The sequence below is a fragment of the Roseateles paludis genome (genome assembly GCF_039872745.1).
Lineage (GTDB): Bacteria > Pseudomonadota > Gammaproteobacteria > Burkholderiales > Burkholderiaceae_C > Pelomonas > Pelomonas paludis.
Genome location: NZ_JBDPZD010000002.1, coordinates 1 through 16,022, shown reverse-complemented (window position 1 = coordinate 16,022; position 16,022 = coordinate 1). Strand labels below are relative to the sequence as shown.

The 16,022-nt window shown below is 64.4% G+C and carries 15 protein-coding genes; 10 read left to right on the top strand and 5 right to left on the bottom strand.

All coding sequences use genetic code 11. The features are described 5' to 3' along the window. Window positions 1-26: 26 nt before the first annotated feature. Window positions 27-1,220, bottom strand: coding sequence for a DUF5666 domain-containing protein (locus ABDJ85_RS05950; protein ID WP_347703849.1), 1,194 nt, complete (start codon window positions 1,218-1,220; stop codon window positions 27-29). Then, window positions 1,210-2,034, bottom strand: a complete 825-nt coding sequence (locus ABDJ85_RS05945) for a DUF6502 family protein (protein WP_347703848.1) — start codon at window positions 2,032-2,034, stop codon at window positions 1,210-1,212. The genes ABDJ85_RS05950 and ABDJ85_RS05945 overlap by 11 nt, the downstream gene beginning before the upstream one ends. Before the next feature lie 83 nt (window positions 2,035-2,117). On the opposite strand from ABDJ85_RS05945, the gene ABDJ85_RS05940 reads away from it, so the two are divergent. Together ABDJ85_RS05940 and ABDJ85_RS05935 are read left to right on the top strand one after the other, a co-directional pair. Beyond that, entirely contained in the window at window positions 2,118-2,558 is a 441-nt protein-coding gene (locus ABDJ85_RS05940; RefSeq protein WP_347703847.1) for a (2Fe-2S)-binding protein, read from the top strand. 14 nt (window positions 2,559-2,572) lie between these two features. Then, complete coding sequence (locus ABDJ85_RS05935; RefSeq protein ID WP_347703846.1) at window positions 2,573-4,798, top strand: xanthine dehydrogenase family protein molybdopterin-binding subunit; 2,226 nt, start codon at window positions 2,573-2,575, stop codon at window positions 4,796-4,798. A 38-nt stretch (window positions 4,799-4,836) separates the two neighbouring features. Here ABDJ85_RS05935 and ABDJ85_RS05930 read toward each other — a convergent pair whose 3' ends face one another. Continuing rightward, a complete protein-coding gene (locus tag ABDJ85_RS05930; RefSeq protein WP_347704864.1) occupies window positions 4,837-5,874 on the bottom strand; it encodes an integron integrase in 1,038 nt (345 codons plus the stop codon). A 219-nt stretch (window positions 5,875-6,093) separates the two neighbouring features. Between ABDJ85_RS05930 and ABDJ85_RS05925 the strand changes: the two genes are divergently transcribed. From ABDJ85_RS05925 to ABDJ85_RS05890, 8 genes are all read left to right on the top strand, one after another. Then, a complete protein-coding gene (locus ABDJ85_RS05925; RefSeq protein WP_347703845.1) occupies window positions 6,094-6,846 on the top strand; it encodes an abortive infection family protein in 753 nt (250 codons plus the stop codon). A gap of 135 nt (window positions 6,847-6,981) precedes the next feature. Next, window positions 6,982-8,097, top strand: a complete 1,116-nt coding sequence (locus ABDJ85_RS05920) for a hypothetical protein (RefSeq protein ID WP_347703844.1) — start codon at window positions 6,982-6,984, stop codon at window positions 8,095-8,097. Window positions 8,098-8,782: 685 nt separating this feature from the next. Beyond that, a complete protein-coding gene (locus ABDJ85_RS05915) occupies window positions 8,783-9,841 on the top strand; it encodes a hypothetical protein (protein WP_347703843.1) in 1,059 nt (352 codons plus the stop codon). After that, window positions 9,832-10,449 (top strand): hypothetical protein, encoded by a 618-nt coding sequence (locus tag ABDJ85_RS05910; RefSeq protein WP_347703842.1) that lies wholly within the window; start codon window positions 9,832-9,834, stop codon window positions 10,447-10,449. The genes ABDJ85_RS05915 and ABDJ85_RS05910 overlap by 10 nt, the downstream gene beginning before the upstream one ends. 180 nt (window positions 10,450-10,629) lie before the next feature. Continuing rightward, window positions 10,630-11,007, top strand: coding sequence for a DUF3592 domain-containing protein (locus ABDJ85_RS05905; RefSeq protein ID WP_347703841.1), 378 nt, complete (start codon window positions 10,630-10,632; stop codon window positions 11,005-11,007). Window positions 11,008-11,014: 7 nt separating this feature from the next. Beyond that, window positions 11,015-11,545 carry a nuclear transport factor 2 family protein gene (locus tag ABDJ85_RS05900; protein ID WP_347703840.1) on the top strand — a complete coding sequence of 177 codons (531 nt, stop codon included), beginning with the start codon at window positions 11,015-11,017 and terminating at the stop codon, window positions 11,543-11,545. 29 nt (window positions 11,546-11,574) lie between these two features. Beyond that, the gene (gene aac(6'), locus ABDJ85_RS05895) at window positions 11,575-12,024 is read left to right on the top strand and encodes an aminoglycoside 6'-N-acetyltransferase (RefSeq protein ID WP_347703839.1); all 450 of its coding nucleotides are present in this window, start codon (window positions 11,575-11,577) and stop codon (window positions 12,022-12,024) included. Between the two features lie 5 nt (window positions 12,025-12,029). Continuing rightward, the gene (locus ABDJ85_RS05890; RefSeq protein ID WP_347703838.1) at window positions 12,030-12,560 is read left to right on the top strand and encodes a DUF1697 domain-containing protein; all 531 of its coding nucleotides are present in this window, start codon (window positions 12,030-12,032) and stop codon (window positions 12,558-12,560) included. Between the two features lie 73 nt (window positions 12,561-12,633). Here the strand turns inward: ABDJ85_RS05890 and ABDJ85_RS05885 are convergent, their stop codons facing one another. Together ABDJ85_RS05885 and ABDJ85_RS05880 are read right to left on the bottom strand one after the other, a co-directional pair. Further along, window positions 12,634-14,166, bottom strand: a complete 1,533-nt coding sequence (locus tag ABDJ85_RS05885; RefSeq protein ID WP_347703837.1) for a DEAD/DEAH box helicase — start codon at window positions 14,164-14,166, stop codon at window positions 12,634-12,636. 153 nt (window positions 14,167-14,319) lie between these two features. Then, window positions 14,320-15,891, bottom strand: coding sequence for an ABC transporter substrate-binding protein (locus tag ABDJ85_RS05880; RefSeq protein ID WP_347703836.1), 1,572 nt, complete (start codon window positions 15,889-15,891; stop codon window positions 14,320-14,322). Window positions 15,892-16,022 lie beyond the last annotated feature (131 nt).

The following is a 16,022-nucleotide window of genomic DNA, read 5'->3' as shown; positions in this document are numbered from 1 at the left end:
GCCATATTAGGCCGGCCGGCGGAGATTCAGCGCACGTCAATCCTGCGCGCCAGCAGCACGCTGCCACTGGCGTCGGGCAGCGCGCGAATCTCGACCTCGCGGCCCACGCGCAGGCTGGCAGCTGGCCGGCCACCAAACACAGTGCTGGCGTTCCAGCGCACGCTGCGGCCATTCACGGTCAGGGTCTGGGTGATGGGGTCAAGGCGCGTCACGCGGCCGCTCAGCTCGATGGGTTCGGGCGCCTCCAGCTCCAGCGTGCGGGCCACCAGCACGCCATTGCGCATCCGCCCTTTCACCTCGGCGTGGGCGCCGGAGGCGAGTGCGCTGGGGTTGGTGATGCGCGCTTGCGAGGCGTCCACCGGCACGCCGTCGAGGCTGAAGCGCGGGCCATCGGCCAGCATGCTCAGATCGGCAACGCGGCCGGCCAGCTCGGTGTCGGCGCCCTCAGGGGGGCGGGTGGCGTCCGGGCGCAGCTGTGGGCATTCCCAGTCGTTGGCGGCCAGCTGGGCACCCAACTGGGCGCGGATGCGTGCGCCGATGGCGACGTCTGCCGGCAGCGGCCCCGCCACGTGCAGCACCAGGGTGCCCACGCTCACGGTCTGCTGAGTGGGGGCTATGGCGGAAACGACGCCGCGCAGCATCGGGCCGGCGGCGGTCTGGGTGTCAATGCGGGTGGCCACCACCAGGCCGCGTTCGGGGTCCAGCTCACCCCAGACGCGCACGCTCGCGTCTTGCGCAGTTGCGGCACGCACCGTGCCGCTGGTGAGCAGCACCGTTTGCCCCAACACCACGAGGCGGTTGGCATCGAGCCAGTGCGCCGGCCCGATCAGCTGGGCGTCCACCTCGATGGACGTCGCGTGCAAGTGGCCGGCCGCGATAGGGCCGCCGCTGACGCGGGCGCGCATGCCCAGCTCCAGCTCGTGCTGCGGCACGGGCTGGCCGGCGCCGTCCACGATGGTGGCGCCCGTGGTGTCCACGGTCACGCTGCCCACGGTGAGTGGCTGCACGGCGGCAAAGGCGGCTTCCACATAGCTGTAGCGGCCGGTGCCGCCGGTGCCTACGCCCAGGATGCGTGCGGTAGGGCCGGTGTCTGGGGCGGCCTCGGCAGCAGTGGCGGCAGGTGATTCAGAGCCGCCTCCGCCGCAGGCAACCAGGGTGGCGCTGCCAGTGAGGGCGAGCAGGAGATGGCGGCGGCTGAGGGGGGTGCGTTCAGGCTTCATCGGGAGTTTCCGGTTCAGTCGTGGGTTCGGTCGTGTTGTAGGTGTAGAGGCCGATGCGCACGCGCTCGTGCGTGGGCTGCTGGCCGGCTTTGTCGGCTTCGATCAGGGCTTCGATGTCGGGGATGAGGTCGGCGCGGAGCTGGCTCCACAGCTCGCGCACCCGGGTGTTGATGGCCTGGGCGGACTTGGCGCTCAGCTCATCGGCAAAGATGGCTTGCTCGACGTGCCGGCGGTCGCGATGCACGACGTTCTCAGCGGCAGCGGCGAGGTGGTCGGCCACGTTGGCGCCGAGAAAGCCGTAGAGCCGCGCGTCGTCTTGCGTGGGGGCCACGTTGTCTTGCAGCAGGTACACGGTGTCGTCCGCATCGAGCCGAACCAGGCCCAGGCGGAGCATCTCCTCAAGCAGGCTGCGCGGGTGTACGTGTCGGGTAACCGACTGTGCCAAGGCTTCAAAGCTCGGGGCCTTGCCGGCGCGTGGCAGCGCGCGGGGCTGGCCGTCAGCGTCCTGCAGGCGCTTGCGCGTGAGCCAGCGGGCTTGAATCTCCTCGACGGGCGAGGGCTTGGTGGCGGCCCGGGCCGCGCCGAGCTCGCTCAGCCGCGCCACCTCGCGCCGGCTCAGCCCGGTGGCCACGGCGATGCGGCTCACGTCACGTGCTCCGCTGGTGCCAGCCGCCTGGCGCGCGGCCTGGACGACGGCCAGGCGCAGCCGCTCCTCCAGCACGTCGGCCCGCAGCCCATGCGCCACGCACAGCTGGGCCAGAGGCGCGAGCAGGGAGTCCAAAGCCGCCAGTAACAACTCATCACGTTCTGCCATTTGACAGGCCCATTCTGGACGCGCAAAGTGAAATGCGCAATTTGTGCATTTGTTAGAAATCGTACGCCAGCCGGAGAACCAGCATGCCGAACTATGTGTTGAACGTGAACGGGCAGGACCGCCCCGTCACCGTCTCGTCCTCCAACATGCCCCTGCCGTGGGTGCTGCGCGACGTGCTGGGCCTCACCGGCACCAAGTACGGCTGCGGCATCGAGGTCTGCGGGGCCTGCACGGTCTGGGTCAATGGCGAGCCGCAGAAGAGCTGCGACATCGACGTCTCGTCCGCCGCCGGCAAGAAGATCACCACCATCGAGGGCCTCTCTGCCGACCGCAGCCACCCGGCGCAAAAGGCCTGGATCGCCCACCAGGTGCCGCAGTGCGGCTTCTGCCAGAGCGGCATGTTGATGAGCGTGGCCGGCGCGATGAAGGCGGGCCACCATGGCAGCGAGATCGCCAGCGAGGTGAACAACCTCTGCGTCTGCGGCACCTATCAGCGCATCAAGCAGGCCGTGGCCGGGCTGTGAGCAAGGAGCACACCATGAACTCAGCCTTGCAGCGCCGTGAATTCCTGGCCGTCACCGGCGGCCTCACCTTGGGCTTTTGCCTCCCCCGTGGGGCCGAGGCCGCCATCTCGACGGCAGTCAACACCTGGCTCACCGTCGGCAGTGACGACGGCATCACCCTGGCCATCGGCGCGTCCGAGATGGGGCAGGGTTCCTTCAGCGGCCTCGGGCAGGTGCTGTGCGAGGACCTGATGGTCAACCCCGCGCGGGTCAAGTTCGTGCCCGCGCTGCCCTCGCTGGCGAGCCCGGCGCCCGTGGGCGTGGCCATCAACACCGTGGGCTCCAGCGTCACGCGCAACAACTTCTGGCGCCTGCGCGACGCTGGCGCCATCGCCCGCGAGATGCTGGTCTCGTCGGCCATGGCCGAGGTGGCGGACAGCGCCCGTGCCAACTTCAGCGTGAGCGACGGCGTGGTGACGCACACACCCAGCGGCCGCCGCTTCAGCTACGGCCAGCTGGCCGCCCGCGCCGCCACCATGCCGGTGCCCGCGTCTGCGCCCTTGGTGCCAGACAGCCAGCTGCGCTACATCGGCAAGCCCGTGCCGCGCAGCGACATCCCTGCCAAGGTGGACGGCAGCACCATCTACGGCCTCGACGTGCGCCTGCCTGGCATGGTCTACGCCGTGATTCGCCATTGCCCGAGCTTGGGCGGCATCCTGGCCGCCACCCCAAGCAAGCCCAGCGGTGTGCTGGCCGTGGTGCCCACCAAGGTGGCGGCCGGCACCGCGCGCGGGCTGGAGGCCGTGGGCAATGTCAACGCCGTGGCGGCCGTGGCCGGCACCACCTGGGACGCCTGGCAGGCTGCCAAGCGCCTCAGCCTCAAGTGGGCGCTGCCTGCCAATGCCGCCGCGCTCAACACCGCGCAGTTCATGACCGACGCGCAAGCCCTGATGGCCTCGGCCCCCGCTTATGTGGCTGGCGGCGCCAACCCACCCGGCACCGCCTACACCGTGGAGCGCCAGGGCACGCCCGAGGCCGCCATCAGCGGTGCCGACCGCCAGCTCGACGCCACCTACAGCCTGCCCTATGTGGCCCATGCCTGCATGGAGGTGCTGAACTGCACGGTGGACTTCCAGGCCGGCGTCAAGTGCGAGGTCTGGGCACCCACCCAGTCCGCCAAATCCGCGCTCACCCTCGTCATGGCCCTCACGGGCATGACCGCAGCGCAGGTCACCATCCACGTCACCGCGCTGGGCGGCGGCCTCGGGCGCAAGGCCGAGATGGACTTCATCAGCCAGGCCGTGCAGGTGGGCATGGCGATCGGGACAACGTTCGGCAAGCCCGTCAAGCTCATGTGGCCCCGAGAGGAAGACTTCACCCACGACCAATACCGCCCCATGGCCCTGGTGCGCGTGCGCGCTGGCCTCAACAAGACCGGCCAGGTGCTGGGCTGGGCCTACCGCAACGTCTCGCCCTCCATCCTGGGCCAGCGCGGCTCTACCTTGCCCGCCACCGGCGACAGCCAAGGCTACGAGGGCGCCAACGCCTTGCCCTACGACTTTGGCTCGCGCCTGACCGAATGGGTCAGCCACACCGCGCCCATCCCCGTGGGCTTCTGGCGTTCGGTGGGGGCGTCCATCAACACCTTTGCCGTCGAGTCCATGGTCGACGAAATGGCCCAGGCCGCCGGCCTCGACCCCTACCAGTACCGCCGCGCCCGGCTCACCAACCCGCGTTGGACCGCCGTGCTCGACGCCGCCGCCCAGGCGGCCGGCTGGGGCAGCGCAGCGCCGTCAGGTCGCGCACGCGGCATCGCCATCGGTACCGCCTTCAACAGCATCGTGGCCCAGGTCGTCGAGGTCACCAAGAGCAGCACCGGCGCCCCCAAGGTCACCCGCGTCTGGCTCGCCATCGACTGCGGCTGGGTCGTCAACCCCAACTCCGTCGAGGCCCAGCTGATGGGCGGCGTCATCCACGGCCTCAACGCCGCGCTTTACGGCCGCCAAACCTTCAGCAACGGCGCCGCGCAGAACAAAAACTTCAACACCAACCGCATGCTGCGCCTGAACGAAGCCCCGCAGGTCAGCGTCACCCTCATGCCCCAACCCACCACGCTCGACCGCAGCGCCGCCATGGGCGGTGTGGGCGAGCTGGGAGTGCCTACCTTGGCCCCGGCCCTGGCCAATGCGTGGGCGCGGCTCACCGGCACGCGCGTGCGGAGCCTGCCGTTTGTGCCGGGGGCGACGATGGGGGATGGTTGAGGAGCCCTGCCGACCGTGCCTGGACTGGCTGGTCGCGGTCAAGCCGCATGCAGGGCGTCCAGCGGGCTACGGGCGCCCACGATCTTCAACACATGGGTGTAAATCATCGTCGTGGAGACGTCGGAGTGGCCGAGCAGTTCCTGCACGGTGCGGATGTCGCTGCCAGCCTGCAACAGGTGCGTCGCGAAGCAGTGGCGCAGCGTGTGTGGCGTGGCTGGCTTGGCGATGCCTGCGGCCGCGACAGCGCGCTTGAAGGCACGCTGGAAGGTCTGGTCGTACAGGTGGTGGCGGCGCACGACGCCGCTGCGTGGGTCGGTGGAATGGTGGTCTTGCGGGAAGACCCAGAACCAGGGCCAGCTCGCACCCATGCGCGGGTATTTGCGCTCCAGGGCGTGGGGCATCTCAACACCGCTAGAGCCGGCTTCTCTGTCCGCCGCCCAGATCAGCCTGGCAAGCGCCAGTTGCTCGCGCAGTGCGGGGACTAAGGCGTCCGGCAGCATCACCACGCGGTCTTTGGCGCCCTTGCCCTCGCGCACGATCAAAGCGCGGTTCGCAAAATCCACGTCCTTGACCCGCAACTGCAAGGCCTCCGTGATGCGCAAGCCCGTGCCGTAAAGCAACTGTGCCAGCAGCAGGTGCACGCCTTCCAGGCCAGCCAGCACGCGGCGCACCTCTTCGACGCTCAGCACCACCGGAAGCCGCTTATGCCGCTGCGGGCGCCCGATCTCCTGCAGCCAGGGGAGATCGTGCTCCAGCACCTTGGTATAGAAAAACAGCAGCGCCGACAAAGCCTGACTGTGGGTCGATGGCGCAACCGATCGGTCGTGCGCCAGGTGCGTCAGAAAGCCTTCCACCTCCGGCCCACCCATTTCGGCCGGGTGGCGCCGTCCATGAAACCGGATGAAGGCCTTGACCCAATACACATAGGCGTCTTCTGTCCGCAGGCTGTAGTGCAGGTAGCGCAGCCGCCCTCGCAATTGGTCGAGCACGCGGGTCGCCCGGAGCGCTGGGAGTGCCGCTGCTGGCTTGGGTCGCAGGGTTCCTCGGGGTGCCAGGTAGTGCGGGGAGGCTGGCATGATCCGGCGTCCAGCAGCCACGCCAAGCTCAGGCAGAGAACTTGTAACAACGTGCCGCTTTTGCTGGAAATTTAAAGCTGTATGCGCATACAGTCAATGGGGGTAAGGAACGTGATCCGCCAGGCACTTAGACGCCGCAACTCCGCCCAGCTTATCCGGCAGCCGGCCTGCATAAGAGGCGCCGGCTGTCTCCCGAGAACACGTTAGGCCGCAGAACACATGCCTCAGCGCCACCCACTCTTCGAAGAAGTCGAGTCGCTTCAGAACCTCCTTGTGAGCCACGCGACTGGCGGCGCCGAGGACGAAGCGGAGTACACACGACTACGCCAAGTGGTCCTATCGGAACCCTCGATCGAAGCGGCGACACCGAGATTCATCCGAACGAGTCGCAGCCTGGGCCAGTTCTGGCAGTTCATCAAGAACAAGTACCCGACATACGCCGAGCGGAGGCGGTACCTGTGGGACGAGTTCGCGCCAATGCTTGACCTCCTGGAGAAGGGAGGCGTCGCACCTTCGGACGCGGTTGTCTCCGAATCGCTGGAGAAGTTTGATTCAGCCCACGTTCAAGCAGCATGGTCAAAGGCGCTGGACCGTAGGGCCTCGGACCCAGAGGGAGCCATAACGATTGCCAGAACTCTGCTCGAATCGGTGTGCAAGCACATTCTTGAAGAAGCCGAGGTTCCGTACGAAGACAGCCCGGACATCACCAAGCTGTACAAGCAGACTGCAGAGCACCTGAACCTGGCACCGTCCCAGCACACAGAGGCCGTCTTCAAGCAGATTCTCGGCGGCTGCACGGCGGTCGTCGAAGGTCTCGGAGCCCTGCGGAACCGTCTCAGCGACTCGCATGGGAAGGGCAAAGCCGGAGTGAAGCCCGCACCAAGGCACGCAGAGCTCGCGGTCAATCTCGCGGGAGCACTTGCTGTGTATCTGCTTGCCACCAAGAATGCGCGCAACGAGGCTGCGGCCTAACCCCTCGCTCAAGCTGACCCGCTACGGCAGGCTGTGTAAGCCCGGCCTGTGGCACACGGTGCATCATCACAGGCCGGGCTTACACAGCCTGCCTCCGCGGGCAGCTTAGCTCGAACGTTAGGCCCCATCAACGACATGCCGCGCACTCACGAAGCAGTTCCCATCATCACGGCGAACTACAGGCCGCTTCGCTTCGTCGCTCGCGGTCCCCTGGATCAATGGGCGCCGACTCTGGAGGAGATCAACTCACGCGAGTATGACTACGTGAAACTCCACCGCATGTCAACGTATGTCGACGTGGGAATTGCTCCGTACTCCATGGGAGTGTGCTTTGACGGAACACTTGTCCTCCCGGCAACTCCGGCTCTGCGAGAGCGGGAGAGTTCGCTTGCGCTGTTCAATAGGACGCTCGCAGAACTTCTCGTAGGCGGAATCTACTGCGAAGCAGTTACCCCGGACGACGTCGGCTACGGAAGCCTCTCCTTCACCGGATATGTGCGAATGCACGGTGGTGCAGGAGGTGATGCCGCTACTTTTCACCGGGCTGCGCGCTCAAAGCACATCGGAACTCTCGACGTCATCTCGCTACTGAATCCAGAGAGCATTGCAGTCGACGACCTTCAGGCGTCAGTCGCAAGGGGACGGGAATTGCTGCAACGCCTGGGTGAGATCCCCAGAGAGCAGTTGCTCTACGGGGCTACGTTCTATGTTCGCAAGCAATGGGCCGAGTCACTAATCAACATCTGGACAACTACTGAACGTCTAGTCGAGATCGCGTGGCAGAAGTACGTAGTAGTTGCCTTCGGAAAGCCAAGCAAGGGGCGCCGAGCCTTTCTTGATGACCACCGGACTTGGCCTGTATCCGCCAAACTCGAAGTTCTTCTTCAGAAGGGCATGCTGCCAGTCTCAGTTCTAGACACGCTTGACCGGGTGAGGAAGGCGCGCAACGACTTCGCCCATCGCGGAGCGATGCCTGATCACGCCGTCGCGACTAGTGCGCTTGACGGCTGTTTTCAGCTTGCGTCCCTGTGTGCCTCCAACTTCACCAGCACCACGGAGTTCAGCGAGGTGACATCGTTGATCCAGGCGCGTTGTAAGCCTAGGCTGTACCCAGAGAAGACCAAATTCTCCGAGTCGGAGGTGAGTCACTGGCTTCCCTTGCCACCCCTACCGGGCGACAAGGAGTGGGGTGACAAGCCATTTGAAGTGCTGGAAGACTTGGTGTTGAAGCCGGTGCGGGATGGGGCCTAACCCCTCGCTCAACCCCCGACCCGCTACGGCAGGCGCTGTAAGCCGGGCCGGCGCCAGTCGTACTATCGTCGCCGTCCCGGCTTACAGCACCTGCCTCCGCGGTCGGGGTTAGCTCGAACGTTAGACCTCACACAACGAATCGGTGGTTCTCGACGCTTGAAAACTAAACCAAGCGGCGGAAGTCAGTCAGTGGAACATCAACTCAATTGATGACGACGCATGAGCGCTAACAGCCTAGGGTCAAACGTCTTGCTACCCGCAGACACGCCTTGGACTACAACGGAACAAGGTACTACCGAATAACGCCCGTCCTTTGTGCCTACCTTCGCAAGGTGAGCCCGCCATGAGAGACATCTACGCCCGGACTCGCTGTGCCGCTGCTCTGGCAGCTCTCTTGGTCTCGCTTTCGCTATTCTCAACAGACGCATGGGCACCACCGGGTAGACCGGCATACCGGCCTCCAGCGCCGCCTGCGAGGCCATACCGCCCAGTTGAGCGCGACGTATACAAGGCACCAACTGAGTCCACTGGTGCAGAAGCCCTCAAGTACCCTTGGGCAAAGAGACCCCCGCAGTTTGCGGGCACCACCCACAATGCAGAAGGCTCTAGACGTTCGGCTTTCTGGAAATCGATTACCGCTAGTTTGGGAAGTGCAACGACAGATATTTCCTCAGCATACGTCTTAGTGCGCGTCTTTGACACCGGCGTCGTACTCACAACAAACTATCTGCAGAACGGCTACAACGACGCTCCCGTGCTAGTTCTAAAGCACGAGGACCTCAACAATGCCGAAGTCTTCAGCGACTCAGTTGCAAAGTTAACCGGCTCGACTAAACCAGTTGACGCCACGAAACTAAAGATCGTACTTGACAAGGATCCCTCGTCTCCTGAGTTCGCCAACCTCTTCAATAAAGACGAACAGACCTTTCGGATTAGCACCGCCAGCTTCTCCCATGCGGAGTTGTACCTGAAAGATTCACCTTCAGTCTTTGCGTTGGAGCGGATTGATAGACCCAAACCACCACCGCGCTGGGCTGCCAAGCTCAATGATTGCTGCGTGAAAACTGGAGTTCCGCCAGACATAGATGGTTGGGCAACGTTTGGCAAAGTTCCATTCAACAGAAGGAATGCGCAAGTTGTATCGCTTTTCTCGGATAGCAAGACATCCGACATGCTGTCTAGTCTTAAAGGTAGTCAGCATCTGAGAGGACCGAGGGAGATCAAGGGCGACCCGCTTGAGGTAATTCGCCAATTGGTCGAATCTGGTGATTCCAGCGCGCCTGTCGTTGTTATCGGTCATACTGAAGGCTCAGCATTCCGCGTCGAAGGAAGTGGCGGCTACACCGTCTCCTTCGAAGCTCTGACGCAGATTGCAAAGAACGCCAATCGCCCGATATTCTTCCTGGGCTGCTATACAGCTGAACACTTTAGCGCAATGGCGGGAAAGCCCTACATTCGAGACTATCCACCGGTGGGCACATTACACGCGCTTTACCCACGCGAGATCGTCCCCAAGATACTGACAGCATTAAACGAAGCCTCGTCAATGCGAGACTTCACCGAGCGACTTTCAGACAAAACCCTCGACATCTGGGTTTCCAACAACTTCTTGCGAAACGTCAACGACGGCGCAGCTAAAACAGTACGCGCTCCGATATACAAGAGACTTCAAGATGGATCGAAGTCAATTGTTGGCTTTCTGTTTATTTACATCCCGTGTGGACTTTTTGGGGCATGCAAATGACCGTGAGCGGAAGCCGAGCCCTATTCAATGAGCTGACAACTTTGCTGGAGCAACTCGACGCCGGCCGCCTTGCGCTTCTAGTACAAAGATTTCCTGCCTTCGAGAAGGAAGTCAAATACGGTCCGGATGCGGGCGAAGCGGACATCGATCGTGCGTATCATGAGGATCGGGCCGCATTTACATCCGCCCTCTGTTCAGAATTGGTTCCGGCGATAAATCGCCTCGCAGACAAGACTATTGCCCGGGCATCCTCACTCAACTCATCTCGCCTTCTAGTTGCGCTTCTTGCAGCAGTAGGTGGAGCGACGACTCTGGGGGCAATCGGAATCGGCAAGGAAGAGGTTGCCAGAATTTCGGGCATAGTAACTTCTGGTGTGGCCATCATCAACGCGGGATTGGATAGCATGAGTAAGAGGTACACAGCTTCCGAGACTCAGAAAGCAATTGAACTGAAGAAAGCTGCGCTTCAACTAGGACAACTCCAAAACGACATGGACCTAGCTGTGAAGCATGGAAGGGAGGTCACAGAGATTGCCTCATCAATTGAGCGATGCAATCAGATTGCGCTGGACCTGAATCAACGCAAGGACCAGCTTCGAATTATCTGAATATGCCACAGAGGATTCCGCGTTCCTCCGCCGCCTCCCGTGAGGTCTAACCCATCGGTCAACCGGACCCGCTACGGCAGGCAGCGTAAGGCTGGCGCGCAGCGGCTTCGCCACTGTCGCGCGCCAGCCTTACGCCACCTGCCGCCGCGGGCCGGTTACCTCGAACGTTAAATTGAATTAGTGAGAATCTACTTCGGGATCGTCGGCATTCTGTGTTTGGCAGTTGGCGCCATCCTGGCCTTCCGGAGAATGCGCGCACTGCTATTTGGCGCCTCGGCAATCGGCACCGTCGTGCGCGTCGAGGTCAGGGAGTCGGATGATTCGAGTTCGCACGTGCCGGTCATTTCGTATGTGGATACTATTGGGCGGCAGCATACTTTTACCTCTACATCCGGGGTGGCTGTCAACGAATTGACTCCGGGTGAGAAAATGTCCATTCGATATTCGATTTCAAATCCGGAGAGTGCCTATATCAATAGTTTGCGCCATATGTGGGGTGCGCCAATTGCGCTGCTTGTATTGGGCATTGCCGGGGTTTGGGCATCAATGGCTCAATAGGTGACCCATGCTTGGCGGCAAGTCGACACCGACTGCAACTGAGTCCGCCGAGGGCCTGGCGCTGCTGGCTGCGCGTCGCAAGTCTTTGGTTCGCGCCCTGGCTGCCGCCCTAGTGGGCGCCTTTGTCGGACTGCCCGCCGCTGCCGATCAGGCTGCCGATAGTCAGGCTGATGAAGTCGCACAGCTTCGAGCCCAGGCCGATCGATGGGACAAGGCCATCGTCGCCAAGCGGCGTGCCGGGATCGAAGCGAACATGGCCGACGACTTCCGTCAGATTGACGGGGCGGGGAACATCGAGACCAAGCAGTCGTTCGTCGAGGGGCTGATCGATCCCAAGCTGACGATCGATCCCTACACGGTCGAGGACTTCGAGGTCAGGCTGTACGGCGATGTCGCCTTGCTCAGCGGGCGGACCCAGATGACGGGGACCTACGACGGCAAGCTGTTCACCTCGCACTACCGCTACATCGACATCTATGTCCGCCGGGGCCGCGCCTGGAAGATCGTGAGTGTGCAGATCACGAAGCTGCCAAAGTAGCGGGGCCGTGCGATCTTGAGCTTCTTTGCATGACCATCACGCCACTCACCCAGCTCCCCGACACTGACTGGCTGCGCATGCGCCAGGCGCTGTGGCCGGAGGGCTCGGCGCAGGAGCATCTGGACGAGATGGGCGAGTTCCTGTCGCAGCCGACCCGCTTCGGGCAGTTCATGGCCCGGAGCGCGGCGGGTGAGGCGTTGGGCTTTGTCGAAGTCGCGGTTCGCACGGACTATGTGAACGGCACAGCGTCCAGCCCGGTGGGGTTTCTGGAGGGGGTCTACGTGGAGCCGGCGGCGCGGCGCCAGGGTGTGGCGCGGGCCTTGATCAGGGCGGCGGCGGCATGGGCGCGGGCTCAGGGTTGCGCGGAGCTGGCGTCGGACACCCTGCTCGACAACACGCAAAGCCAGGCCGTGCACCGCTGCCTGGGTTTTGTGGAGACGGAGCGTGTTGTCTACTTCGCGCTCCAACTCCAAGGGTGAAGCTGATGGCGCGTTTTGTGGTGTTGCTGCGCGGCGTGAATGTGGGCAAGGGCAACCGCCTGCCGATGGCGGACTTCAAGGCGTTGCTGCAGGGCCTGGGCTATACCGAGGTGAGCACCCTGCTGAACAGTGGGAATGCGGTGTTCAGCAGCACAGGCCGCTCGGTACTGAAGCACGCGGAGGCGATTGGGCAGGCGCTGGAGCAGCAACTGGGGCTGCGGGTGTCGGTCATCGTGAAGTCGGGCGCCGAGATGGCGGCGGCCGTGTCCAGCAACCCGCTGGAGGTGCCGGAGGCTGACCATTCCAAATTCCTGGTGGCCTTTGTGCAGGACTCGTCGGCGCTGCAGAAGCTGGAGGGGCAGCAAGCGCTGGCCCAGCCGCCTGAGCGTTTTGCCGTGGGGTCGGAGGCGGCGTATTTGCACTGTGCCAACGGCATCTTGGAGAGCAAGCTGGGCGAGGCCTTGCTGAAGCTGGGCAAGGGCGTGACGACGCGCAACTGGGCGACGGTGCTGAAGCTGGTGGCTTTGTCCGGGTGAGGCGTGGCGCACAAGACAAACGGCCCGCTGGGCAAGCCAGCGGGCCGTTTGGCTTTTTTTTTTAGGCTGCAGCTCAGCGCTTGGGCTGGGTCAGGCGCGGGCCGTTGTTGCTGCGGCTGGGGCTGCCACTGCTGCCTTCACGGCGGGCGGGCTGGCCCTGGGGCTTGGGCGAGGGGCGGCCTTGGCCTTGGGTGCCTGAGCCGCCGGATCCGCCCGATCCGCCTTGGGGCCGGGGTGCGCCCTGGCCTTGGGGTCGTGCGCCGGCCTGGCCCTGGGGGCGCGGTGCCGATTGGCCTTGCGGGCGGCCACCGCCGCCGCTGTTGCCACGTCCTTGTCCACCACCACCGCTGCCACCGCGCCCGCCACGGCCGGCGTGCTGGGGTGGGTTGGGGTTGCGGCCCCGGCTGCCATTGGGGTTGAGCACGGTGCGCCCGAGGACGATGGGCTCGGCCTTCTCGTTGGGGTTGGGCTCGAAGCCGGGCACCATCTCACGCGGGATCTCGCGCTTGATGAGCTTTTCGATGTCGCGCAGGAAGCCGTTTTCATCCACGCAGACAAGGCTGACGGCCTCGCCTTGCGCGCCGGCGCGGCCGGTGCGGCCGATGCGGTGGACATAGTCCTCCGGCACATTGGGCAGCTCGAAGTTGACGACGTGGGGCAGCTGGTCGATGTCGATGCCGCGTGCGGCAATGTCGGTGGCGACGAGGCAGGTGAGGTCGCCGCTCTTGAAGTCGGCCAGCGCCTTGGTGCGGGCGCCTTGGCTCTTGTTGCCGTGGATGGCCATGGCGCTGATGCCTTGGTCATTCAGGTAGTCGGTCAAGCGGTTGGCGCCGTGCTTCATGCGGCAGAAGACCAGCACCTGGTGCCAGTCGCCACTCTTGATGAGGTGGGCCAGCAGCTCTTTCTTGCGGTCGCGGCCCACGGGGTGGACCTTCTGGGCGATGGCGTCGTTGGTTTGGTTGCGGCGGGCCACCTCGATCAGCGCGGGCTGGTTGAGCAGGCGGTCGGCGAGGTTCTTGATCTCGTCGCTGAAGGTGGCGCTGAAGAGCAGGCTCTGCTTCTTGGCGGGCAGCAGGGCCAGCACCTTCTTGATGTCGTGCACGAAGCCCATGTCGAGCATGCGGTCGGCTTCGTCGAGCACCAGGATCTGGACCTGGCTGAGGTCCAGCGTGCCTTGGCCTGCGTGGTCGAGCAGGCGGCCGGGCGTGGCGACGAGGATGTCCACGCCGTCGCGCAGCTTGTTGATCTGGGGCTGCATGCCCACGCCGCCGAACATGACCATGCTCTTGAGCGGCAGGTATTTGCCGTAGGTCTGGACGCTTTCTTCAACCTGGGCGGCCAGCTCGCGCGTGGGGGTGAGGACCAGGGCGCGGATGGCGATCTTGCCGCGCTTGTTCAGCAGCTTCTCGCCCATGGAGAGGCGGTGCAGCATGGGCAGGGTGAAGCCGGCGGTCTTGCCGGTGCCGGTTTGTGCGCCGGCCATGAGGTCGCCGCCCTTGAGGACGGCGGGGATGGCTTGCGCCTGGATGGGGGTGGGGGTCGTGTAGCCGGCGTCGGCAATGGCCCGCAGCAGCGGGGCTGCCAGGCCGAGAGTTTCGAAGGTCATCGAATCAAGGAGTGAGCACGCCGGGTACGAACGCGCTGGCCGCAGAGCCGGGGAGGCACTGCCAGTCTTCGGGCCAGCGAGGGGCGCGCTTAAAAAAGAACGCCGCGCAAGACTGACGGCGCGGCGTGAGCTGGGGATTCTACTTGGCCGGCCCTACTTGGAGGGCGCCGATGCCCAATCCATGCTCGGGGCGTTGTTGGGCGAGTGCGGGACCTTGAATCCGACGCGCAGGGCCCAGGGGATCATTTGGCGGTGCAGCGGGATGATGTTGACCTGATCCCGGAAGCCAGCGAGTGCGGCCTTGACCAGCTTTTGGCGCTTGGCGGGGTCGGTCTCGATGGTGGACTTGGCGGCCAGGGCGTCGGCCTCGTTGTTGACCCAGCCGCCGTAGTTGGACACGCCCACGCCTTGCTCGCCGCGGCTGCGCAGGATGGGGGTCAGCATGGTCTCGGCGTCGGTCGAGCCGCCGCCCCAGCCGGCGAGATAAAGGCTGGTGTCGTACTTCTCCATCTTGGGGAAGAAGAGGGCGCGCGGCATGGCGTTGACCCGCACTTTCACCTTCAGCTGGGCCCACATGCCGGCCAGGGCGACGCAGATCTTCTCGTCGTTGATGTAGCGGTTGTTGGGGCAGTCGAGCGTGACCTCGAAGCCGTCGGCATAGCCGGCTTCCTGCATCAGCTTGCGGGCAGCGGCAAGGTCGTAGGGCAGGCGGGCCTCCAGCGCGGCGTCGTTGTAGGCACCCAGGGGCGAGGGCGTGAGCCCGCCGGTGGGGACCGAGTAGCCGTTCATCAGCTTGGTCTTGATGGCCTGGATGTCGATGGTCTGGTAGAGCGCGCGGCGCACGCGCAGGTCCTTGAAGGGGTTTTTGTCACCCTGTACCTGGCCATAGAGCAGCTTGTCGCGCGATTGGTCCATGCCGATGAAGATCAGGCGGTTCTCCTGCCCGTCCACCACCTGGACGCCGCCCTGGCTGCGCAGGCGCTCGACGTCGCGCGGAGGAGGGTCCATCACGAAGTCCACCTCGCCCGAGAGCAGGGCGGCGGTGCGCGTGGCGTCGTTGCCGATGGGCAGGTAGGTGAAGCCCTGCAGGTTGCCCTCGAACTTGCCCCACCAGCCTGGGTTGCGCTTGAAGACGGTCTTCACGCCCGGCTGGCGGCTCACGAGCATGAAGGGCCCGGTGCCATTGGCATTGATGCTGGCGTAGGACTCCTCCTGCTTCCTGAAGTCCAGCGGCCGAGCCACGTTGTGGGCCTCGCTCCAGCGTTTGCTCATGACGAAGAGGTTGACCAGCATCTCGGGGAAGACGGGGTTGGGCCGCTCCAGCGCGAAGACCACGGTCAGCGGGTCCACGGCTTTCGGGACGCCCACGGCATTGGCGTAGACGCGGTGGGGGGAGTTGGCGTCGCGCAGGCGGGCCATGGAGAAGACCACGTCCTCGGCGGTGAAGGGCGTGCCGTCATGGAACTTGACCCCGGGGCGGAGCTTGACCTTCCAGAGCAGCGGGGTGGACTGCACCCACTCCAGGGCCAGCGCGGGCACGACACGCATGTCCTTGTCACGCCGGGCCAGGGCCTCATAGATGTGGTTGTTGAGCGTGTTGGTCAGGATCTCGTTCTGCGAGTGCGGGTCCAGGGTCTGCATGTCGCCCTGGCTGGCCCAGCGCAGGGTCTGGGCGTGGCTGCTGAGCGTCAGGGCCAGGGCAACGAGGGGGAGGGCGAGCTTCATGGGTTCAGTCTAGGAGGCTGTCGGGCTTTGGGACGGGAGCGCGTTGGGTCAGCAAGGGGGCTCAGCCTAGGCGCAAAGCGGAGCTGGGCCGAGTGCCCAGCGAGCATTTGCAACGACGGATCAGCCCCCTT

What these genes read in the sequence shown, in the direction of transcription:
- ABDJ85_RS05950 (WP_347703849.1), bottom strand. Translation starts at nt 1,220, where the DNA reads ATGAAGCCTGAACGCACCCCCCTCAGCCGCCGCCATCTCCTGCTCGCC.
- ABDJ85_RS05935 (WP_347703846.1), top strand. Translation starts at nt 2,573, where the DNA reads ATGAACTCAGCCTTGCAGCGCCGTGAATTCCTGGCCGTCACCGGCGGC.
- ABDJ85_RS05885 (WP_347703837.1), bottom strand. Translation starts at nt 14,166, where the DNA reads ATGACCTTCGAAACTCTCGGCCTGGCAGCCCCGCTGCTGCGGGCCATT.
- ABDJ85_RS05930 (WP_347704864.1), bottom strand. Translation starts at nt 5,874, where the DNA reads ATGCCAGCCTCCCCGCACTACCTGGCACCCCGAGGAACCCTGCGACCC.
- ABDJ85_RS05945 (WP_347703848.1), bottom strand. Translation starts at nt 2,034, where the DNA reads ATGGCAGAACGTGATGAGTTGTTACTGGCGGCTTTGGACTCCCTGCTC.
- ABDJ85_RS05910 (WP_347703842.1), top strand. Translation starts at nt 9,832, where the DNA reads ATGCAAATGACCGTGAGCGGAAGCCGAGCCCTATTCAATGAGCTGACA.
- ABDJ85_RS05890 (WP_347703838.1), top strand. Translation starts at nt 12,030, where the DNA reads ATGGCGCGTTTTGTGGTGTTGCTGCGCGGCGTGAATGTGGGCAAGGGC.
- ABDJ85_RS05940 (WP_347703847.1), top strand. Translation starts at nt 2,118, where the DNA reads ATGCCGAACTATGTGTTGAACGTGAACGGGCAGGACCGCCCCGTCACC.
- ABDJ85_RS05880 (WP_347703836.1), bottom strand. Translation starts at nt 15,891, where the DNA reads ATGAAGCTCGCCCTCCCCCTCGTTGCCCTGGCCCTGACGCTCAGCAGC.
- ABDJ85_RS05920 (WP_347703844.1), top strand. Translation starts at nt 6,982, where the DNA reads ATGCCGCGCACTCACGAAGCAGTTCCCATCATCACGGCGAACTACAGG.
- ABDJ85_RS05900 (WP_347703840.1), top strand. Translation starts at nt 11,015, where the DNA reads ATGCTTGGCGGCAAGTCGACACCGACTGCAACTGAGTCCGCCGAGGGC.
- ABDJ85_RS05925 (WP_347703845.1), top strand. Translation starts at nt 6,094, where the DNA reads ATGCCTCAGCGCCACCCACTCTTCGAAGAAGTCGAGTCGCTTCAGAAC.